Source organism: Pseudomonas sp. HOU2, assembly GCF_040729435.1.
In the GTDB taxonomy this organism is placed as follows: Bacteria; Pseudomonadota; Gammaproteobacteria; order Pseudomonadales; family Pseudomonadaceae; genus Aquipseudomonas.
In genome coordinates this window covers 5578214-5599798 of the sequence record NZ_CP160398.1, presented here as the reverse complement: position 1 = coordinate 5599798, position 21585 = coordinate 5578214, and the positions used below count along the sequence as shown (strand labels likewise).

General features: G+C 62.1%; 17 protein-coding genes. 9 read left to right on the top strand and 8 right to left on the bottom strand.

Features of this window, described 5'->3' with window-relative positions:
• Positions 1-14: 14 nt before the first annotated feature.
• Both zapE and ABV589_RS25190 read left to right on the top strand, forming a co-directional pair.
• On the top strand, positions 15-1136 hold the full coding sequence (zapE, locus tag ABV589_RS25195) for a cell division protein ZapE (RefSeq protein ID WP_367084098.1): 1122 nt from the start codon (positions 15-17) through the stop codon (positions 1134-1136).
• A 224-nt stretch (positions 1137-1360) separates the two neighbouring features.
• Positions 1361-2674, top strand: coding sequence for a protein kinase (locus tag ABV589_RS25190; protein WP_367084097.1), 1314 nt, complete (start codon positions 1361-1363; stop codon positions 2672-2674).
• 124 nt (positions 2675-2798) lie between these two features.
• On the opposite strand, the gene ABV589_RS25185 is transcribed toward ABV589_RS25190, so the two are convergent.
• Positions 2799-3503: a YebC/PmpR family DNA-binding transcriptional regulator gene (locus ABV589_RS25185; RefSeq protein WP_027614601.1), complete on the bottom strand. Its 705-nt coding sequence runs from the start codon at positions 3501-3503 to the stop codon at positions 2799-2801.
• Positions 3504-3722: 219 nt separating this feature from the next.
• On the opposite strand from ABV589_RS25185, the gene tssI reads away from it, so the two are divergent.
• The gene (tssI, locus tag ABV589_RS25180; RefSeq protein ID WP_367084096.1) at positions 3723-5108 is read left to right on the top strand and encodes a type VI secretion system tip protein TssI/VgrG; all 1386 of its coding nucleotides are present in this window, start codon (positions 3723-3725) and stop codon (positions 5106-5108) included.
• A 594-nt stretch (positions 5109-5702) separates the two neighbouring features.
• Here tssI and ABV589_RS25175 read toward each other — a convergent pair.
• Together ABV589_RS25175 and ABV589_RS25170 are read right to left on the bottom strand one after the other, a co-directional pair.
• Complete coding sequence (locus tag ABV589_RS25175; RefSeq protein WP_367084095.1) at positions 5703-7094, bottom strand: FAD-dependent oxidoreductase; 1392 nt, start codon at positions 7092-7094, stop codon at positions 5703-5705.
• Positions 7095-7165: 71 nt separating this feature from the next.
• Positions 7166-8491: an MFS transporter gene (locus tag ABV589_RS25170; RefSeq protein ID WP_367084094.1), complete on the bottom strand. Its 1326-nt coding sequence runs from the start codon at positions 8489-8491 to the stop codon at positions 7166-7168.
• Positions 8492-8760: 269 nt separating this feature from the next.
• On the opposite strand from ABV589_RS25170, the gene ABV589_RS25165 reads away from it, so the two are divergent.
• Complete coding sequence (locus ABV589_RS25165; RefSeq protein WP_367084093.1) at positions 8761-9633, top strand: LysR family transcriptional regulator; 873 nt, start codon at positions 8761-8763, stop codon at positions 9631-9633.
• 120 nt (positions 9634-9753) lie between these two features.
• Here the strand turns inward: ABV589_RS25165 and ABV589_RS25160 are convergent, their stop codons facing one another.
• Entirely contained in the window at positions 9754-10614 is an 861-nt protein-coding gene (locus ABV589_RS25160) for a LysR substrate-binding domain-containing protein (protein WP_367084092.1), read from the bottom strand.
• 113 nt (positions 10615-10727) lie between these two features.
• Here ABV589_RS25160 and ABV589_RS25155 point away from each other — a divergent pair, with 113 nt between their 5' ends.
• The 3 genes from ABV589_RS25155 to ABV589_RS25145 all read left to right on the top strand — a co-directional run bounded on the left by ABV589_RS25155 (position 10728) and on the right by ABV589_RS25145 (position 13560).
• Positions 10728-11837 carry a 2-aminoethylphosphonate--pyruvate transaminase gene (locus ABV589_RS25155; protein ID WP_367084091.1) on the top strand — a complete coding sequence of 370 codons (1110 nt, stop codon included), beginning with the start codon at positions 10728-10730 and terminating at the stop codon, positions 11835-11837.
• Positions 11838-11991: 154 nt separating this feature from the next.
• Entirely contained in the window at positions 11992-12819 is an 828-nt protein-coding gene (gene phnX / locus ABV589_RS25150) for a phosphonoacetaldehyde hydrolase (protein WP_367084090.1), read from the top strand.
• 192 nt (positions 12820-13011) lie between these two features.
• Positions 13012-13560, top strand: a complete 549-nt coding sequence (locus tag ABV589_RS25145; protein WP_007961175.1) for a cytochrome b — start codon at positions 13012-13014, stop codon at positions 13558-13560.
• A gap of 162 nt (positions 13561-13722) precedes the next feature.
• Here ABV589_RS25145 and ABV589_RS25140 read toward each other — a convergent pair whose 3' ends face one another.
• Together ABV589_RS25140 and ABV589_RS25135 are read right to left on the bottom strand one after the other, a co-directional pair.
• Positions 13723-14649, bottom strand: coding sequence for a 1-aminocyclopropane-1-carboxylate deaminase (locus ABV589_RS25140; RefSeq protein ID WP_367084089.1), 927 nt, complete (start codon positions 14647-14649; stop codon positions 13723-13725).
• A gap of 227 nt (positions 14650-14876) precedes the next feature.
• On the bottom strand, positions 14877-16916 hold the full coding sequence (locus ABV589_RS25135; protein ID WP_367084088.1) for an NADPH-dependent 2,4-dienoyl-CoA reductase: 2040 nt from the start codon (positions 16914-16916) through the stop codon (positions 14877-14879).
• 206 nt (positions 16917-17122) lie between these two features.
• Here ABV589_RS25135 and ABV589_RS25130 point away from each other — a divergent pair, with 206 nt between their 5' ends.
• Together ABV589_RS25130 and ABV589_RS25125 are read left to right on the top strand one after the other, a co-directional pair.
• A complete protein-coding gene (locus tag ABV589_RS25130; RefSeq protein ID WP_367084087.1) occupies positions 17123-18253 on the top strand; it encodes a nitrilase-related carbon-nitrogen hydrolase in 1131 nt (376 codons plus the stop codon).
• A gap of 3 nt (positions 18254-18256) precedes the next feature.
• Positions 18257-19297 (top strand): AraC family transcriptional regulator, encoded by a 1041-nt coding sequence (locus ABV589_RS25125; RefSeq protein WP_367084086.1) that lies wholly within the window; start codon positions 18257-18259, stop codon positions 19295-19297.
• A 319-nt stretch (positions 19298-19616) separates the two neighbouring features.
• Here ABV589_RS25125 and ABV589_RS25120 read toward each other — a convergent pair whose 3' ends face one another.
• Both ABV589_RS25120 and ABV589_RS25115 read right to left on the bottom strand, forming a co-directional pair.
• Entirely contained in the window at positions 19617-20504 is an 888-nt protein-coding gene (locus tag ABV589_RS25120; protein WP_367084085.1) for a DUF2242 domain-containing protein, read from the bottom strand.
• A 91-nt stretch (positions 20505-20595) separates the two neighbouring features.
• Positions 20596-21495: a LysR family transcriptional regulator gene (locus ABV589_RS25115; RefSeq protein ID WP_367084084.1), complete on the bottom strand. Its 900-nt coding sequence runs from the start codon at positions 21493-21495 to the stop codon at positions 20596-20598.
• Positions 21496-21585 lie beyond the last annotated feature (90 nt).

Here is a 21585-nt window from a genome sequence, read left to right as displayed (position 1 = left end):
GGAGTGACTGCACTGTGCCCTCTCGAGCGCCCAAACGATCGCCACTGACCCTACGCTGGTCGGCGCTGCGCCGCTGGTTCGCCAAGGGTCGGCCAGCGCATGCCGGGCATGACGCGAATGCCCAGTCGATCCGCGACTATTTCCGGCACAAGGCTCAGGGCCAGGGTTACACCCTCAGCCACAGCCAGCAGCGGGTGATTGATTGCATGGCGCAGCAGGCCAGCCTGTTGTTCGGCGCCAGGCCGCAAACGCCGCCGAGCCTGTACCTGCATGGTGCGGTCGGACGTGGCAAGAGCTGGCTGCTCGACGGTTTTTTCCAGGCACTGCCCACCGCGCAGAAGCAGCGCGTGCATTTCCATGCGTTTTTCGCCCGCCTGCATCAGGGCATGTTCGAGCATCGCGAACAGGACGACGCCCTCGCCGTCACGCTCGATGAGCTGCTAAACGACTGCCGGGTACTGTGTTTCGACGAATTTCATGTGCATGACATCGGCGATGCGATGCTCATCACCCGCCTGTTCAAGGCCTTGTTCCAGCGCGGCATCCTGTTGCTGGTGACCTCCAACTATCCGCCGGAAGGCTTGCTGCCCAACCCGCTCTATCACGCGCGCTTCAAACCGGTGATCGAATTGATCAACGCCCGCATGCAAGTGATGGAGGTCGGCGGCCCGCACGATTACCGCAGCCAGGCGAGCAACCATGCGCATCAGTTATTCACCCAGGGCCACTATGTGTGGCCGGCCACCGCGACCCAGCGCCAGGCCTTGAACCTGCCCGCGCAGGACGCGCCGGCGATTGCCTTGCCGGTGGGCATCCGGCACTTGCAGGCACGGCTGTGCGAAGGCCGCACCGTCGGTTTCACCTTCAACGATGTGTGTGAGCAACCAACAGCGGTCATGGATTATCTGGAGCTGTGTCGACGTTTCGATCACTGGATCATCGATGATCTGCCGGAACTGGGAGAGTGCCCGATCGCCGCGCAACAGCGCTTCATCAACCTGATCGACGTGCTCTACGACCAGGACAAACACCTGACCCTGCTCAGCCGCTTGCCACTGCGCGAGGCGCTTGGCGGCAATGCCATCGACCTGGCCCGCACCCGCAGCCGTTTGGGGCAGCTGCAGGAAATCCACTGATCCCATTGATCACCACCGATTACCACTGTGGGAGCGAGCTTGCTCGCGAAAGCGGAGTGTCAGTGACGAATCACTGACTGACAGGACGCCTTCGCGAGCAAGCTCGCTCCCACAGGGTTTCCGGTGTTATCGAGGGTCGGGTCAATGCAAATCCAGCCATTGCCGTTATCATGTCGCCCATTCCGAGCGCCCGGCGCTTCTTTCCCTTGATAGTGAACATCCCCATGCACACCCTTGCTCAATTGCGCGCCGGCGAGTTGTCGGGCATTAACCGGCTGGATCTGTCCTGCGGACTGACCGAGTTTCCCCGGGAGATTTTCGAACTGGCCGATACGCTGGAGGTGCTCAACCTCAGCGGCAACGCCTTGAGCAGCCTGCCGGACGACCTGCATCGCCTGACCCGGATGCGCATCCTGTTCTGCTCGGACAACCGCTTCACCGAGGTGCCGGAGTGCGTCGGAAAATGTGCGGCGCTGACGATGATCGGCTTCAAGGCCAACCGCATCAGCCACGTGCCGGGCGCTGCATTGCCGCCGCTGCTGCGCTGGTTGATCCTGACCGATAACTGCATCGAAACCCTGCCGACCGAACTGGGCGAGCGCCCGCACCTGCAAAAGTTGCTGCTGGCCGGCAATCGCCTGCAAGCGCTGCCAGCCTCCATGAGCCAGTGCCATCGCCTGGAGCTGATCCGCATCGCCGCCAACCAGATGCGTGAACTGCCGCAGTGGCTGCTGACCCTGCCGCGCCTGACCTGGCTGGCGTACGCCGGTAATCCGCTGGAAACCGAAGCCGATGCCGCCGCGCTGGAAGCCACGCCGCTGATCGACTGGTCGGCGCTGCGTCTGGAACAACGCCTGGGCGAAGGCGCGTCGGGGGTGATTTCCCGGGCGCAGTGGCAGCGCGCCGACGGCTCGCAAGTGCCGGTCGCGGTGAAACTGTATAAAGGTGAAATGACCAGCGACGGTTCGCCGCTGCACGAAATGAACGCCTGCATCACCGCCGGCCTGCACCCGAACCTGATCCGCGTGGAGGGCCGTATTCACGGGCATCCTGATGGCCAACAGGGGCTGGTGATGCAACTGATCGACCCAAGCTTTCGCAACCTGGCGGCATTGCCGAGCCTGGCGAGCTGCTCACGGGATGTCTACGCAGAGGATTGCCGTTTCAGTACCGAGGTGGCCTTGAATATTGCCAAGGGTATCGCTTCGGCGGCCGAGCACCTGCATCAACAGGGCATCACCCACGGCGACCTCTACGGCCACAACATTCTGTTGAACGATCAGGGCGATTGCTTGCTCGGGGATTTCGGCGCGGCGTCGTTCCATGCCACCACCGATAACCTGGAAACCCGGGCGCTGCAGCACATCGAAGTGCGGGCGTTCGGGGTTCTGCTCGGGGAATTGCTGGCGCGCATCGACTCAGGGTTGAGCGATGAACGACGCGAGGTGCTGGAGGCGCTGGAACAGCGTTGCTGTCAGCCGGATGTGCTGGCGCGGCCGGGGTTCAGCGAAGTGATTGAGGTGCTGGAAAAGCTGTAACTGACCCAAATCCTGTGGCGAGGGAGCTTGCTCCCGCTGGACGGCGAAGCCGTCCCAAAAACAACGACTGCTATGCAGCCGAGCGGGAGCAAGCTCCCTCGCCACAGGTTATCTTTGCAGCAAATCAGCCCGCCAGACCGACAAACATGTCCTGCACGTCGTCGTGGTTGTCGAGGCCTTCGAGGAACGCTTCGACTTCAGCCATCTGCTCGGCACTCAGGCCGCTGACCGGGTTCTTCGGCTGGTAGCCGAGTTTGGCCGACAGCACGGTAAAACCTTGCTCAGGCAGGGCTTTCTGCACGGCGTCGAGGTCGGTCGGATCGGTCAGGAACAGGGTCGCGCCCTCTTCACCCGGCTCGAAGTCCTGGGCACCGGCTTCGATCGCGGCCATTTCCGGATCGGCGTCCGGGGTGTCCGGCGAGGCTTCGATCATGCCGACGTGGTTGAAGTCCCAGGCCACCGAACCGGAAGCACCCAGCTGCCCCTTGCGGAACGCCACGCGGATTTCCGCAACGGTGCGGTTGATGTTGTCGGTGACGCACTCGACGATCAACGGAACCTGGTGCGGTGCGAAACCTTCGTACGTCACACGGTGGTATTGCACGGTTTCGCCCAGCAGGCCGGCGCCTTTCTTGATGGCGCGGTCCAGGGTTTCCTTGGGCATCGAGGCTTTCTTGGCCTGTTCGACCACCAGACGCAGGTGTGCGTTGGTGGCGGTATCGGCACCGTTGCGGGCAGCGATGGTGATTTCTTTCACCAGTTTGCCGAAGATCTTGCCCTTGGCGTTGGCTGCCGCTTCTTTGTGTTTAACCTTCCACTGTGCGCCCATTACTCACTCTCTTGATCTGTGGCGCCGAGACATCTATTGGCCGACGCGTGGCGCCAAGTTTATACGGCCTAAAGTCGGCAATCGACCAAAAAAATCATTGTTGGATCGACATCTTCACCACGACTTGTAGGGCGATTCTGAAAAGCCCACCAGCCATGACCATTCGTGCTCGCGTTTTCGTACCCTCTGCCGTCCGTATTGCCCACAGAGCCCGTACGAATGCTCAATGACAAGGATAGCCCGTTCACCCTGACCCTGACCGACGGCCCGCTGTGCCTGCCGGTATTGCGTTTCAGCGGCACCGAAGCACTCAATCAGCCGTTTCGCTTCGAGATAGAAGTGATCGGTCTGGCGCCAGCGTTGCCCCCCGGCAGCCTGCTGCGCCAACCCGCGTTCCTGCGCCTGGGTACCGATCACGGGATTCACGGCCTGATCCACAGTGTCAGTTGCGAGCATCGCGCCAGCCACCGCATCGGCTACCGGCTGATCCTCGTCCCGCTGCTGCTGAGTCTGGACCAGCCGCCCCGGCGCCGGGTCTTCGTGCAAACGAGCGTGCCGACGATCCTTGCGCAACTGCTCGAAGAACATCAACTGCCAACGGACAGTTACCGGATCGAGATGAGTGTCGGCCAATACCCGCCACGGGAATTTTGCCTGCAATACGAGGAGAGCGACCTGGCCTTCGTGCAACGGCTGTGTGAGGAGGAAGGTATTCACTATCACTTCGAACATCACCCGAACGGGCATGTGCTGGTGTTTGCCGATGACAACCTGAGCCTGCCGCAGGAGCCGCTGCCAGTGCCGTTTGCCGTTGCCGACGACACGCCGTCACCACGCATCAGCACGCTGTTACAGCGTCATGACGCGACACCGGTCATGGCCGCGCCCGGCATTCGCAACCGGGGCCAGGCGGTCATTACCGCAGACGCGGCCAACCACCCCGTGCCCGCGCTCACACCGCTGAACCTGTCGAGCGACCAGCGTCACTCCGAACAACGCAGCCGGCGCCATCTGCAGCGTCAGCGCTGCCAGTCGCGCACGATCCGCGGCTCCGGCGACTGCAGCGCGTTGCGCAGCGGGCATCTGTTGCAGATCAGCGAACACCCGATCAATGCTTTCAACGAGCAATGGTTGATCACCGAGCTGCACCATCAGGGCCAGCACCCCTCGATCCTCGATCCGACAACCGACGTGCATCGCTACCGAAACGACTTCAGCGCCCTGCCCTGGTCGAGCGATTTTCGCCCGCCCCTGGCGCAGCCGCGCCCGAACATCGGCGGCTATCACCTGGCACGAGTGCTGGGATCGCCCGGCCAGTCAGCAGCACTGGATGATCGCGGGCGCATCGGCGTCAGTCTCTGGCCTGCGCAGACAGCCGAGTCCGCGTGCCTGTGGCTGCCAATCGCGCTGACCGGCACCGGCCGGCTCGCCGCCCACCAGCTGCCCCGCGCCGGCAGTGAGGTGTGGGTGAGCTTCCTCGACAGCGACCCGGATCGACCTATCCTCTGCCTCGCCAACCCGCGCTCCGCACCACCGAACGAAACGCCGCCACCGCGCGACAGCAGCCTGTTGCTCGATTGGCTGCTGCATGGGGCCGATCCGTAAGCGTCGCAGACATTGGCATTGAGTACACCTGGAAGAAACTGGGTGGTTGTGAGGTCGCTATCGCTGGCAAGCCAGCTCCCACAGTTGGATTGGGTGTGAGCTGTTGAAGATTGGTCGGCTGGGAGATTGCTATCGCTGGCAAGCCAGCTCCCACAGTTGGATTGGGTGCGGGCAGTTGGAGGCTGGTCGGCTCGTAGGCCGCCTTCGCTGGCAGGCCAGCTCCCACAGGGAGCTAAAGCCAAGCGCATGCTTTTCACCACTCAATGGCCGAGTGTCAGCTCGCCGAAAGTTCTTGATCTTGCCGTGCCGGCCCCTTCGGCAGGCTGAGTGGAGGGATTTATCCGGGGGTGGGAGCGCAGCGACCGTTTGGCGCAGCCAAACACAGCGAGAGGAGGTGCAGCGAAGCAAACCGTAGGCGCTGCCCCCCGGATGAATCCCGTAACGAAGGAACCCGAGCCTAAGCGAGGGCCGTACGCCGGGGCCCAGCCTTTTGGTTACTTTTTGGCGTCTGAAAAAGTGACCCGCCGTAAGGGCGGAACCCTAAGCCGCCGTTACCGCAGCAATGGATATGTCCCCATAAATCAAAGCCCCCAGTCACCCCTTGTCAGCCTTCCCCGCCGCCGCCGCAAACTTCGCCAACCGCACATCCAGATGCCGCGGTCGCCGCCCATGATCCTCAGCCCGCTCCTTGCGCCGAATCGCATTACGCACCATCAACGACCCCAGATACCGAATCGGCTCCGGCGGAAAATACCCCAGCGGCCCGTTCACCAACGGCGAACGTGTCCAAGGGTTATCAAGCCCCTGCACCAACGAGGCAAGAATCTGCCCGCCCATGTGACACGGCCCGACGCCACTGCCGGAATAACCAAAACCATAAAACACATTGCCACTGGCACTCATCTGCCCAAAAAACGGCAACCCGGTCACCGAACGATCCGACGGTCCATTCCAGGTCGCATCCACCTTGACCCCGGCAAACGCCGGAAAAAACTCCCCAAGGCTGCGCTTGAGCACATCCGCATAAGGCGATGGCTGATCGAACACCGGCAACATCCGCCCACCAAACGCGAACGTGTTGCCACCCTTGCCGAGCATGATCCGGCCGTCCGGGGTGTTGTGGTAGTAGTGCACGAAAATCCGCGAATCGAGCACCGTGACGCCGCTGGTCAAGCCGATTTGCTGCAGCAGATCCGGGCGCGGCTCGGTGATCAGCATGTCGCTGGAAACAATCGCCACGCTGCGCTCGAACTGCGGAAACGCTCGGGCCATCCATGCGTTCATCGCCAACACCACACGATCGGCGATCACGCAGCCATTGGCCGTGTGAATGCGCGCCGGACGGCCCTCCTCCAGGCCTGTCATCGCCGTGTTTTCGTGGATCTTCACGCCCAGTTGCAACGCCACCCGGCGCAGCCCGCGCACCAGTTTGCCCGGTTGCACACTGGCCGCCGCCGGCGAAAACCAGCCCTCCAGATGCTTGCTGGAACCCGCCATGCGCTGCACATCGGCCACCGGGCGTTGGGTAAAGGAGTTGATGCCATTGCGCTCCAGCGCCGCGATCACCGCGTCGGTCGAACCGACCTGCGCCTTGTTGGTAGCGGTGTACAGCGTGCCGTCGAGGCGGTAATCGGCGTCGACGCCGTACTGCTCGCAGAACTCGCCGATGGCGTGGATGCTGCGCTCGGATTCCTTGACCAAGCGCACCGCTTCCTCGACGCCGAACAGCCGCTCAAGGGTGAAATACTTGGCAGACCACGACAACGCGCAACCACCGTTGCGCCCACTGGCACCGGCGCCGCAGATGTCGGCTTCGATCAGCAATACGTCGAGTTCCGGGTTCTGCTGCTTGAGCATGGTCGCTGTCCACAATCCGGTGTAGCCACCACCGACGATGCACACGTCGGCGCGCATTTCGCCTTGCAGCGGGGGGCAAGTCGGGGATGGATCGGCCTGCAAGGCTTGTTCGAGCCAAAAAGGTCGCATGGGATTCTCCAGTCGGATAGCCACCCCACAGCCTGCCGCGAGCACCGCAGCAGGCCGCGAGGCAAGGGTTTTCAGTTGCGCAGGGGTTTGATCGCCAACGGGCGATTGGGAATGGACGCACGCGGCTCCATCACTCCGGTCGGGCGGCTGTTCCAGTGCGGAATCAGCACCAGCGCCGAGAACAATGCGCAGCCGGCGAAGACGATGAACACCGTCACCGAATCGAAGTAACCCGGCAGTAATCCGCCGAGCACCGCGCCGACCGAGCCGCAGCCGTTGACGAAACCGGCCGCCGTGGCACCGGCCTTGGCCTTGCCGAAGTCGATGGCCGCCGCGCCGCTGATCATCGAATCCGGCCCGTACAGAGTCAGGCCCATGACAAACAGCAGCGCCACCACCAGCATCACGCTGCCGGTGTGCAACGCGCCCATGAACAGCGCCAAGGTCACGGTCAGCGCCAGCAGGCTGAGGACGCAGGCCGGCATGCGCCGGGCGCCGAACAGTTTGTCCGAGGCCAGACCGATCATGATCGGCCCGAGCAGACCGGCCAGTTCGAACGAGGTGGGAATGATCGCCGCGCCGACCTTGCCGACACTCGGCATCTGCTCGAAGACGATCACCGGCCCCCACAACAGAATCGCGTAACGCGCCGGTTTCAACATGAAATACGCCAGGCCCAGCACCAGTACCGTGCGGTTGCGCAGGATTTCCTTCAACGGCTCCCAAACGCTGAGCTTGCTGTTGGCTTCGGTTTCTGCGGCACTGAGTTCCGCCTCCGGTTCAACCGCTGGCAAACCGACGTCTTCCGGTTTGTTGCGCTGAAAGATGAAGAACAACAGCGCCACCACCGCGACCACTGCCGCGCTGGAAATGAACGCCGCGTGCCAGGTGCCCATCAGCGTATACGCCCACCAGCCGGCGAACGGCGAAGCCACCAGACCGCCAAACGCATAGCAGGAACTCCACAGACCGAGCACCCGCCCGCGCTGTTCGGCGGGGAAGAAACTGCCGAGGTTTTTGCACAATCCCGACCAGCCGGTGGACTGCGCCAGCCCCTGAATCAGCATGCAGGTGGCGAAGATCGGCAGCGTGGCGAAACTGCCCATCACCAACGCGGCGCCAGCGGAAATCAGCAAGCCGCCGAGCACCACGACCCGTGGGCCGAAGCGGTCGGCGAGCATGCCCCAGGTGAATTGGCCGATGGCGTAGGCCGCCAGATAGATCGCATCGAGGTTGGCCATGGCCATCTTGTCGAGCATGAAGGTCGGGTCTTCGGCGATGCCCAGTTTGGCCACCGAAAACGCTTTGCGGGTGAAATAGAAAGCGGCGTACGCGAGCCAGGTGACAGCGAAAATCTGCATGCGCCAACGCGCAATGGTGCCGATGTGCTTGTTCATTGTGGTTCTGACCTCAGGGTGTGAGTGTGCCGGCAGAATCGTTAAGTAAACGCCTGTGTTTTTTATTGTTGAGCACTGCGCCAGCGCCCCATCCCTATGGCGATAGCGGTCAGATGAGTCCTGTTGTTGCACGCACAGGCTCATCGCCAACCTTGCGGCCCGAGCGGGCAGTCAGTGATGGCGTGAGCGGATCAAAGCAATTACTGTTTAATAAATAAAATCGATTTATCGTATTTCACACATAAGCTCAGCTTGTTACCGGAGGCTGCATGTCGGTGTCCCACGCCCAGCTCAAAGCCTTCCACGCCGTGGCCGTGCATGGAAGCTTCACCAAAGCCGCCGAACGGCTTTTTCTCACGCAACCGGCGATTTCCGACCAGGTGCGCAAACTCGAAGAACGCTTCGGTGTGTTGCTGTTTCATCGCAACAAGCGTTCGGTGCGCCTGACCGATCTGGGCGAGCGCCTGCTGGCGATCACCCAGCGGCTGTTTGTGATCGAAGCAGAGGCCCAGGAACTGCTGCAGGAATCCCAGGCGTTGCAGACCGGCAGCCTGATCCTCGCTGTGGACGCCCCGGTGCACGTGCTGCCGCAGATCGCGCGGTTCTGCGAGCGCTACCCGGGGATCAACGTGAAGATCGAGACTGGCAACACCGATGAATCGCTGTTTCGCCTGTTCAACTACCAGGCCGATCTGGCGCTGCTCGGGCGGGATGTCACTGATGAACGCCTGCTGTGCGTGCCGTTGCGCAACGACCCGATGGTGGCGTTCGTCTCGCGCCATCACCCGTGGGCCGAACGCGAGTCGATCTGCCTGGCTGATCTGGATGACACGCCGTTGGTGCTGCGCGAACACGGCTCGGTGACCCGCCAGACCCTGGAAGAAGAAATGGCCCGCGCCGGTTTTCGCATTCGTCCGGCGATTCAGGTCGAGGGTCGGGAGGCGGCGCGTGAAGCGGTGGTGGTGGGGATTGGCGTAGGTGTGGTGTCGGCAGCGGAGTTTGGCGCGGATTCACGGGTGTGCGCGCTGCCGATCACCGATTGCACCCGGCGGTTGACCGAGACGCTGGTGTGCTTGCGTGAACAGAGTTCGCGGCGGGTGGTGGCGACGTTTCTCGAGATGGTGCGCGAGAGTCTTGCTTAGACAGTCACGGCCTCATCGCTGGCAAGCCAGCTCCCACAGGTATGGCGTCGCACACAAATTTGGGGGCCACCACAAATTCTGTGGGAGCTGGCTTGCCAGCGATGAAGGCACCACGGTGTATCAGACTGGCGCCAGGCCGAAAAACGCCTGGATCAGGCGCAATTCCCGCCGCCGCTCCATACAGCCGATCATGTGCCGATTGACCAGCCCCTCCCCGACAATCGGAATCGCCACCACCCGCGGGTCATGGCTGACTTCTACCGACGACACCACACCCACCCCCAATTCCGCTGCCACCGCCTCGGTCACCGCCTCGCGGCTGTCCAGCTCCAGCAACACTCGCGGATGCACCGCCGCCTGCATGCAGGCCTGATCAAAGGTGCGCCGGGTAATCGAACTCGGCTCGCGCAACACCATGATCACCTGATCCAGCTCCTTGAGCCGCACCTCGCCGGTACGCTGCGCCCACGCATGCGCCGCCGGTACCAGCGCGCAGATCCGCGATTCGCTCAACGCTTGCAGATGCAGGCCCTTGCGCGGTTCGACCTCGGTCAGCACCGCCACGTCGGCATGCTCGGACAACAGCGCGGCGAGGGTTTCCTGCGCATTGCCCAGACGCAAATTCACCGTGATCCCCGGATAGCGCGCACGCAGGCTGGCGAGCATCGGCATGACCATGTGCGGGCCGTCCGCCGCCACTTCCAGGCGCCCGGTGAGCAACTGACGGTTGGCTTCGAGCAGGGTCTGCGCTTCTTCGGCCAGACCGAACATGGCGCGGGTGATAGCTGCCAGTTTGGTGCCCTCCTCGGTCAGTTCCACCCGGCGTGCGGTGCGACGCAACAAGGTGATCTGGTAATGCTCCTCCAGCGCCTTGATGTGTCCGGTGACCGCCGGCTGGCTGATGAACAGGCGCGCGGCGGCACGGGTGAAGCTGCCTTCCCGGGCCACGGCATCGAAGGCGCGTAGCTGGAACAGATTCATGGATAACCCTCGCTGATGGCTGGCATAACAACAAACAATTTGATTGATAGACCGCCGAATTGCAACGTATGCCCCGTAGCTTCATCCCACAGCGCTATCGCGAGGACACACGAATGAGTACTGCCGCACCCATCCTGCTCACTCCCGGCCCGTTGACCACCTCGGCCCGCACCCGCCAGGCAATGATGGTCGACTGGGGGTCATGGGATGACCGCTTCAATCAACTGACCTCCAGCCTCTGCGAGCAACTGCTGGCGATCCTCAACGCCGCCGCCACTCACCACTGCGTACCGTTGCAGGGCAGCGGCACCTTCGCCGTCGAAGCGGCCATTGGTACCTTGGTACCGCGTGACGGCAAGGTGCTGGTGCTGATCAACGGCGCCTACGGCAAGCGTCTGGCGAAGATCTGCGAAGTGCTCGGCCGCTCGTTCAGCACCTTCGAAACCGCTGAAGACGAACCGACCACCGCCGCTGACGTCGACCGCCTGCTGCGCGCCGATGGCGACATCAGCCATGTCGCGCTGATCCACTGCGAAACCAGCACCGGCATCCTCAATCCCCTGCCGGAAATCGCCGAGGTCGTTGCGCAACATGGCAAGCGCCTGATCATCGACGCCATGAGCTCATTTGGTGCATTACCAGTGGATGCGCAAAAAGTCCCGTTCGATGCGCTGATCGCCGCCTCGGGCAAGTGTCTGGAAGGCGTGCCGGGGATGGGTTTTGTTTTCGCTCGCAAGGAATCGCTGGCAGCAGCGGCCAGCAACTCGCATTCGCTGGCGATGGACCTGTACGACCAGCACAGCTACATGCAAAAGACCGGTCAGTGGCGTTTCACCCCACCGACCCACGTAGTCGCCGCGCTGCACGAAGCGTTGCTGCAATACAACGAAGAAGGTGGCCTGCCGGCGCGCCATGCGCGTTACGCCGCCAACTGTCAGGCGCTGATGGAAGAGATGAGCAAACTCGGCCTGCGCAGCTTCCTGCCGGCAGCGATCCAGGCGCCGATCATCGCCACCTTCCATGCCCCGAAAGATCCGCGCTACCAGTTCAAGGACTTCTACGAACGGGTCAAGGCCAAGGGTTACATCCTCTACCCCGGCAAACTGACCCAGGTCGAAACCTTCCGCGTCGGCTGCATCGGCCACGTCACCCCGGACCAGATGCGCCAGGCCGTGGCGGCCGTGGGTGAGGTGCTGCGCGAGATGGAAGTGCTCGATATTTGAATCACCACGATACCTGTGGGAGCGGGCTTGCCCGCGATAGAGGTCTGACCATCAGCATAGATGTCGACTGAAAGGGCCCCATCGCGGGCAAGCCCGCTCCCACAGGATCGCCAAACCTTTTGAATTGCATTGCCAACACAGGATTCTTATTGCCATGAACTACGTAAACCCAAGCAAACTGCAAGCCGCCATCCTCGACTGGGCCGGCACCGTGGTCGATTTCGGCTCGTTCGCGCCGACGCAGATTTTCGTCGAAGCCTTCGCCGAATTCGACGTTCAGGTCTCCATCGAAGAAGCCCGTGGCCCGATGGGCATGGGCAAGTGGGACCACATCCGCACCCTGTGCGATCAGCCGCAAGTCGCCGAGCGTTATCGCAAAGCCTTCGGCCGCACCCCGACCGATGACGACGTGACCGCGATCTACAACCGCTTCATGCCGCTGCAGATCGAGAAGATCGCCGAGCACTCGGCGCTGATTCCCGGCGCCCTGGAAACCATCGCCAACCTACGTCAGCAAGGGATCAAGATCGGTTCCTGCTCCGGCTACCCGAAACAGGTGATGGACAAGGTCGTGGCCCTCGCTGCCACTAATGGCTACGTCGCCGACCACGTGGTCGCCACCGACGAAGTGCCGAACGGTCGCCCATGGCCGGCTCAGGCCCTGGCCAACGTGATTGCGCTGGGCATCGACGACGTAGGCGCCTGCGTGAAGATCGATGACACCGTGCCGGGCATCCTCGAAGGCCGTCGCGCCGGGATGTGGACCGTGGCGCTGATCTGCTCGGGCAACGCGCTGGGCCTGGACTACGCCGGCTATCGTGCGCTGGGCAGCGACGAACTGGCCAGCGAACGCAAACGCATCCATGCGCTGTTCGCCGACTCACGCCCGCACTACATGATCGACACCATCAGCGATCTGCCGGAAGTGATTGCCGACATCAACAAGCGTCTGGCCAACGGCGAGATGCCGCAATCGAGCTGATCACGCCTTTTTTCAAAACAACAAAAAACGCCAGGGTCTTCGCGACTCTGGCGTTTTTTTTGGCTAAAGCCCTGACTCAGCGCATTGAAACTCCGATCAGCCTCAGGCAAATCCGCCAAAGCGGATTACAGTTAAAGCATGCCGTCGCGCAAGAACGGCACGTGGCGACCCTGATCTGTGAGGAAATACCGTATGCCGTGGACAAGTTCCGAATCCCGCTACAGCACTGTATCCGTGCTGTTGCACTGGCTGATGCTGCTTCTGTTGATCCTGGTGTACGCCAGCATGGAGCTTCGGGGGATCTTTCCAAAGGGCAGTGGCGGCCGCACGCTGATCCGCGAAGTGCATTACATGCTCGGCCTGACCGTGTTCGTGCTGGTGTGGTTTCGCCTGGTAGCGCGCAGCATCGGCCCGGCACCGAAAATCTTCCCGGCCTCGCCGCAATGGCAAACCCTGCTGGCGCGGGTGATGCACTGGTTGTTGTACCTGTTCATGATCAGCATGCCGATCCTTGGCTGGCTGATCACCAGTGCCGAGGGGCATCAGGTGATGTTCTACGGTTTCGATCTGCCACTGCTGGTTCATGAAGACAAGGCTTTCGCCAAGCAGGTGGAGCACTGGCACGTGTTGATCGGCAATACCGGCTACTGGCTGATCGGCCTGCATGCGCTGGCGGGGCTGTATCACCATTATGTGGTGGGCGATAACACCTTGTTGCGGATGATGCCCAAGCGCGGTTGAACATTGCCTAGGTGAAATTCCCCTGTGGCGAGGGAGCTTGCTCCCGCTGGGCTGCGCAGCAGACCTGATTCCTGAAAATGTGGACTGTCAGGCGAAACTGTATTCGCTGAATTGACGACGGCTGCGCCGCCGAGCGGGAGCAAGCTCCCTCGCCACAGAAGCTCAACTGCAGGAGATGAATCCTCTCCGCCCCTGCAAACCGCCCGTGTGCACAAAGATCAGCCGGGTGCCTGACTCGAATCCGCCCGCTTCGATCCGCTCCTTGAGCGCCAACAACGCCTTGCCGGTATACAACGGCTCCAGCGGTATGCCGCTCCCGCGTTCAGTAATCTCGATGAATTCAAGCAACTGCTCATCAACCTTGGCGAAGCCACCGCGGCTGGCGTCGAGCAGCTCGTAGCCGGCAGCAGCGACACCGGCCTCCTGCATAATCGCCGCCACCTGCGGCGCCACGCCATGATCCTCCGGCACCGCCAGAGCGCCGTACACCGGATGCGCACCCGCCTCGGCGAGCACCAACCCTGCCAGGGTCGTCCCGGTGCCGCACGCCAGCCACCAGCCGTGGTAATCGCTCCAGCCCAGCGTGCTCAGTTGCGAACTCACCTGTTGCTTTAGCACCTTGCAGCCCAGCGCACCGGCCAATCCGCCGCCACCCTCTGGCACTGCGTGCAGATTCGGGAACTGCGCCTGCCAAGGCTCCCAGAACCCGGGCTCATGCCGCGCCCGATAGCCGCCGTAACCGAGCCAGTGCAGGTGCATGCCGAACGCCTGCAGATCGGCAACCGTCGGCGTTTGCTGTGGATGGCCACGCAACAGCCCAACGGTTTCGAAACCCAGACGCTTGCCAGCCGCCGCCAGCGCATGCAGATGATTGGAATGCGCGCCACCAAGGCTGATGATGCCCTGCGCGCCGGCGCGGTCGGCAGCTTTGAGGTGTTCGGTGAGTTTGAACCATTTGTTGCCGCTGATCAGCGGGTCGATCTGGTCGAGGCGCAGGATGGCGACCTCGATTCCGGCGATGGTGAGCCAGTCGAGTTGCAGCCATTCGAGGGGGGCTTGGGGTAGCCAGTTGGCGGGAGGAAGAAGCATGGGCGACTGATCATTCTGGGCAGAGGCCCACATTCTAGTCGCGCATAAGCAGCCATCGCGAGCCGGCTCACTCCTGCATTGGCTTGATGGTGCTCACCGAATCAGTGAACAACACAAACACTGTGGGAGCGAGCTTGCTCGCGAAAGCGGAGTGTCAGCCAATACATATGTCGACTGACACCACGCCTTCGCGAGCAAGCTCGCTCCCACAGGTTAAGCGGCGTAGCTTAAAGTTCAGCGGCGAGACGCGAGCCCTGGTTGATCGCGCGCTTGGCATCCAGCTCCGCCGCCACATCGGCGCCGCCGATCAGGTGCACGTTCTGTCCCGCTGCCACCAGACCTTCCTGCAGCTCGCGCAGTGGATCCTGTCCGGCGCAGATCACGATGTTGTCCACCGCCAGCACTTGCGGCTCGCCGGTCTCGCCGATGCGGATGTGCAGGCCTTCATCGTCGATTTTCAGGTATTCGACGCTGTTGAGCATCTGCACCTGCTTGTTCTTCAGACCGGTGCGGTGAATCCAGCCAGTGGTCTTGCCCAGACCATCGCCGACCTTGGTTTTCTTGCGCTGCAACAGGAACACTTCGCGAGCCGGTGCGTGCGGCGCGGCTTTGATCCCGGCCACGCCCCCACGGGCTTCCAGATTCGTGTCGATGCCCCACTCTTTCCAGAACGCGGTGCGATCCAGACTGGTGGCCACGCCTTGGTGCACGAGGAACTCGGAAACGTCGAAACCGATACCGCCGGCGCCGATCACGGCAACGCGCTTGCCCACCGGCTTGCGCTCGAGGATCACGTCCAGGTAGCTCAGCACTTTGGCGTTGTCTACGCCCGGAATCGCCGGCACTCGCGGCGCGATGCCGGTGGCGAGGATGATTTCGTCGTAGCCGCCCTCGACCAGTTTCGCCACATCGACACGAGTGTTCAGGCACACCTCGACACTCGTGGTCTGCAGCTTGCGCTTGAAGTAGCGCAGGGTTTCGAAGAATTCTTCCTTGCCCGGCACACGCTTGGCGATGTTGAACTGGCCACCAATCTCGCTGGCCGAATCGAACAACGTCACCTGATGACCGCGCTCGGCGGCCACGGTCGCGGCGGACAGACCGGCAGGACCGGCACCGACCACAGCGATTTTCTTGATCTGCTGCACCGGCAAATAGTTGAGCTCGGTTTCATGGCAGGCACGCGGGTTGACCAGGCAACTGGTGAGCTTGCCGCCGAAGGTGTGATCGAGGCACGCCTGGTTGCAACCGATGCAGGTGTTGATTTCGTCGGCACGGCCTTCTGCAGCTTTGTTGACGAATTCCGGATCGGCGAGGAACGGCCGCGCCATCGAGACCATGTCGGCATCGCCTTCGGCGAGGATCTGCTCAGCGATTTCCGGGGTGTTGATGCGGTTGGTGGTGATCAGCGGAATGTTCACCGAACCACGCAGCTTGGCGGTGACCTTGCTGAATGCCGCGCGCGGCACTTTGGTGGCGATGGTCGGGATCCGCGCTTCGTGCCAGCCGATACCGGTGTTGATGATGGTCGCGCCGGCCTGCTCGATGGCTTTGGCCAGGGTCACGATCTCTTCCCAGCTGCTGCCACCCTCGACCAGATCGAGCATCGACAAACGGAAGATGATGATGAAATTCGGGCCGACCGCTTCACGTACGCGGCGGACGATTTCCACCGGCAGGCGCATGCGGTTTTCGTAACTGCCGCCCCAGCGGTCGGTGCGGTGGTTGGTGTGCGCGGCGAGGAACTGGTTAATGAAATAACCTTCCGAGCCCATGATTTCCACGCCGTCGTACTCGGCGGTTTGCGCCAGTACCGAGCAGGTGACGAAATCGCTGATCTGCTTCTCGATGCCTTCCTCATCCAGCTCTTTGGGCTTGAACGGGTTGATCGGCGCCTGAATCGCACTCGGCGCGACCTGTTTCGGGCTGTAGGCATAACGCCCGGCGTGGAGAATCTGCATGCAGATCTTGCCGCCCGCCTCATGCACCGCGCGAGTGACGATGCGGTGCTTGAGCGCTTCTTCCTCGGTGGTCAGCTTGGCTGCGCCGGAGTACACGCCGCCCTCGTCGTTCGGGCCGATACCGCCGGTGACCATCAGGCCGACACCACCCCGGGCGCGCTCGGCGAAGTACGCGGCCATGCGTTCGAAGCCGCCCGGTTTTTCTTCGAGGCCAGTGTGCATCGAACCCATCAGGGTGCGGTTGCGCAGCGTGGTGAATCCCAGGTCCAGCGGGGCCAACAGGTGCGGGTAATGAGCGGCGGTCATCGGTAACTCCACAACGTGCGATCACGGAAATTGCGGGAGCTCTGCGTCCCCCGTCAGTCATGTTCGACAGACTAAGAGTCGCACTGCTGTCACTCAATGACCGAAACTGACAACTTATTGATCCAAATGCGCAGCGCCCCTTGGCAAGCGCAGGTATGCGCCCTACCCTAGTCGCCACACCCTGTACCCGGCTGTTGTTGGTTTTCATGCGCAAACTTCTGTATCTGTTTTTCTCCATGGCCATCGTTGCCGCCCTGACCACCTACGCCATGTGGGCGGCGGACCGGCCGGCGGGGCATTACCTGTCGGATCTGCGCATCAAACTGGCGGTCGATCAGGGCACGCCCGCCGACCGTGGCAATCTGCTGGGCATCCAGCCGGAACTGTTCCCCACCGACTACCAAAGTCCCGAGCGCCTGCACCGCAAACTCGCGGCCTATCTGCAGCAGGCACAGGATCAGGGGCTGCTGAACGAAAAAACCGTGGTTGTGCTGCCCGAGCATGTCGGTACCTGGCTGATGATCAGCGGCGAGAAAGACGAGCTCTACCAGGCGCCGACCTTGGTCGAAGCGATGAACTGGCTGGCGGCGAGCAATCCGTTGCTGTTCGCCCGCGCCTGGCTCACCGCCAAGGGCGAAAATCGCCTCGACGACGCGCACCTGCGCATGAAGTCCAAAGCCATGGCCAAGGATTACCAGGCGTTATTCGGTGGTCTGGCCAAGGAATTCCACGTGACCCTGGTGGCCGGCTCCATCGTCCTGCCCGAACCGAGTATTCGTGATGGACAGCTCAAGCCCGGCAGCGGTGCGCTGTTCAACAGCAGCGTGGTATTCGGTCGTGATGGCTTGCCGCTGGGCCAGCCCCAGCGGCAGATGCACCCGATCTTCGAACAACGTGACGTGATCGGAAGCGAAGACGAGCACGCGATCAACGTGGTCGAGACCCCGGCCGGGCGTCTGGGTGTGCTGATCGGCAGCGACAGCTGGTACCCGGACAACTATCGCCGACTCGACGAGCAAGGCGCGCAACTGGTGGCGGTGCCGGCCTTCGTCGTCGGTCACGACACCTGGAATCAGCCGTGGGCCGGCTACAAGGGTTCGAGTACACCGGGGTCGGTCAGCCTCAAGCCTGGGGAAATCAGTGAAGGTCAGGCCTGGCATCGCCTGACACTGACCGCGCAACCGCCGAGCAGCCGTGCGATCGCCGGCATGAGCGTGTTCCTGCGCGGCCAGTTCTGGGACAAGCCCGGTTCGGGGCAAAGCTTTCTCAGCAGCAATGGCCAGCAATTCGCCGATGGTGAAGCCCGTGGCGCGCGCTTGCTGAACATCTGGTTGTAAGCCATGAAGCCGCTGCCGATGCGCCTGGGGGATCTGTCGGTAGGTTTCGTGCACAGCCTCGCTGATGCCGTGCGCAGCCATGGTGCCGATCCGCAACCGCTGCTGGAACAATATGGTCTGGATGCCGCGCGACTGGCCGAGGCCGGCGCGCGGCTGTCGATCCCGCGCTACATGCGTCTGGGGCACAGCGCGATTCAGTTGACCGGCGATCCGGCGCTGGGCCTGCGCATGGGCCAGCTCAGCCGCTTGAGTCAGGCCGGGCTCGCCGGGGTCACTGCCGCGCAGGCGCCGACCGTGCGCGAGGCCGCCCGTTGTCTGATCCGCTTCGAGCCGCTGTACGGCTCCAACTATCGCGGGCAGTCGAGTTTTCACGAAGACGCTCATGGCGCGTGGCTGCGCTTCTATTCGATCAGCCCGTACAACGCCTATAACCGTTTTGTAGTTGATTCAATCATCGCCGGCTGGCTGCATCAGCTGTCCAGCGTCGGGCGCGAGCCACTGCGGGCCGAACGCATCGAGATCGAATTTGATGAGCCGGACTATCGCGACGCCTACAGTGCAATGGGCGACTGTCCAATCCAGTTCGGCGCTGAGCGCAATCAATTGCGCCTGAGCCTGAACAGCCTTGCGCTGCGCAACCCCGAGCACTGCCCGAGTACCTGGCGGCACCTGCTGCAATTGTGTGAACGGGAACTGGAGCAATTGACCCGCACCCGCAGCCTGCGCGAACGCATCACTCAACTGTTGGGGCCGTTGCTCAATGGTGGTCGGGAACCCGACCTGGAAGAAGTGGCGGCACGCCTGAAGCTGCCGACCTGGACCTTGCGCCGCAAACTGGCCGAAGAAGGCACGCAGTTTCGCGCGATCCTCAACGACACCCGCCGTGATCTGGCAATGACCTACATCCGCGACACCGAACTGGCGTTCGGCGAAATCGCCTACCTGCTGGGCTTTGCTTCAGCCGAGGCGTTTCAACGCGCCTTCAAGCGCTGGAGCGGCCAGACCCCCGGCGAGTTTCGCCGCAGTCACCGTAAAACCGCCTGACGCCTTAAAGCTCGGTGGCGTCTTCGGCCGGCTCTGGCTGATCCAGTTCATACGCCTGGTATTCGAGCAGTTCTTCTTGATAGTCATCCATCGTGTGATCCCCCTGCTGCCCGTTTGAAAATAGCCCGATCAACTGACCAGTGCCTCGAGCCTAGCGTGCCCGTATGAAGGAAAAGTGACATCCCGCCTTCATGAATAAAACGTAGCAGGTGGTCAGGAATTTATCGCGGGATTTTTGTCAGGGGAATGTAACGAGCTTTCACGCGCCGCAGAAACAACTGTGGGAGCAGATTTGCTCCCACAGGGTTTCGCATCGGGCTTACTGCATTGCCGGAATCGGCTCGGACGGTGGCGGGATATTGCTCGGGTTGGCCGGCGGCGTGATCGTTTCGCTGGCCGGTGCTGGTTCAGCACTCGGTGCCGGGGTGATCGGCGCAGACTCCGCAGGCGGCACCACGGGTTCGGAACCCGTTGGCGTCGGTGCAACCGGGGCCGGCGCCGGGGTCGCTGCCGGGGCTGCCGGCGTCGTGGTCTGGGCTGGCTCGACAATCCCGGCTGGCGGCGGCGCAGGCGTTGCCTCTACCGCCGGGGCAGGTGTTGCCGGCGCCGCAGCGGCAGGCTTCGGCTCAGGCACACCGAGATCGGTCTTGGGTTTTTCTTCGATGTGCGCAGCTTTCTTCGCATCGGCTGGCAGGAACAACTCAACCAGGGTGAAGAATCGCTCGTAGAACTTCTGCGAGGTCACGGTCTCACTGGCCACCTTGACCATTGAATCGTCGGAAGAGCCGATCGGCATCGACACCGAACCCAATACGCCGACCCCGAGGCTGGCGGAGTTGTTGGTCTTCTTCAGCGCATAGCGATCCTGCAGGGCGTTGGCGAACACCGTGGCATGGTGCTTGGAGCTGCCGTCTTCGGTACACACCACATTGAAGCTGATCTCCATGTGGGTTTCACCGGTTTGCTGGAAGCTTTTGTGGCCACTGATGAGTTTCGGGTCACTGCTGGTGATGATGTAGCCCTGGCTGAGCAACGCACGACGGGCCGCCTCGCAACTCGCGGTGTCAGCCACCGGATAATTGCGCGAGAACGTGCCGGAATCATCGAAGTTCTCATGCTCATAGATCGGCTTATCCTTCGAACAGCCAGCAACAGCGGTCAACAACAGCGCCAACCCAACGACACGCATGGGAGTTGAAATCAACATTGAACATCCTGAGGGAAAACAGTCCGGGGCGTATTGTGCAACAGAACTTGGCCCTGCGGCGCATGGATTGTGTCTTAAAGCCGTTACAACCCTATTGACCCTTGTTTGCCGGAAAAAGTCGCAGCGACAAGTGATCGATGAAGACGCGCAATTTGGCGGTGGCATGGCGGCTGGAGGGCCACAACACCCAGAACTGACCGGTGTGTTTCATATGCGCATCCAGCACACGCTGCAAGCGCCCCTGCGCCCCATCCTCATGGGTCATGAAATCCGGCAGGCAGGCGATACCCATCCCTGCCAGCGCCGCATGATGGACGGCTTCGATAGAAGTGGTAACCAGCCGCGTCGGCAAGCTCGGCTCCGGCGCGCCCTCCTCGCCAGTCAATGGCCATGGCTCCAGCTTGCCAGTGGCATGAAAGGTGTGCCGCAAGCAGGCGTGCTCCGCCAGATCGGCGGGAATTTGCGGCACGCCGTGCTGTTGCAGATACAGCGGGCTCGCCACGAGCACCATGTGAAACTCGCCCAAAGGCCGCGCCATCAGCCGTGAATCTCGTGGTTGACCGGTACGAATCACCGCATCGAAGCCCTCCTCCACCACGTCGACCATGCGATCGGTCAGGTCCAGATCCAGTTCGATCTGCGGGTACAGCGCCATGAACTCATTCATCACCGGCATCACCAGGCCATGTACTTGAGGCAGGCTGATGCGCAGTTTGCCATGGGGCTGCGAGGCGGAATTGCAGAGTTCGAACTCGGCGGCTTCCACCTCGGCAAGAATCTTGCGACAGCGTGCGAGGAACAGCGCGCCCTCGCTGGTCAGGGTGATGCTGCGGGTGGTGCGATGAAACAGCCGCACGCCGAGTCGCGCCTCCAGCCGGGCAATGCTTTTGCCCACCGCCGATGACGAAACGCCCTGCAACCGCCCCGCCTCGGTAAAACTGCGAGTCTCGGCGACCTGCACAAACACCGAAATACTGCCCAGACTGTCCATTTCATCTCTCCGACTTACGACATCCGTGTCCGATATGTTCGGAACCGTAAACCATTTTTCTCCAATGCGCAGCGCCCTAGCCTATGGCCT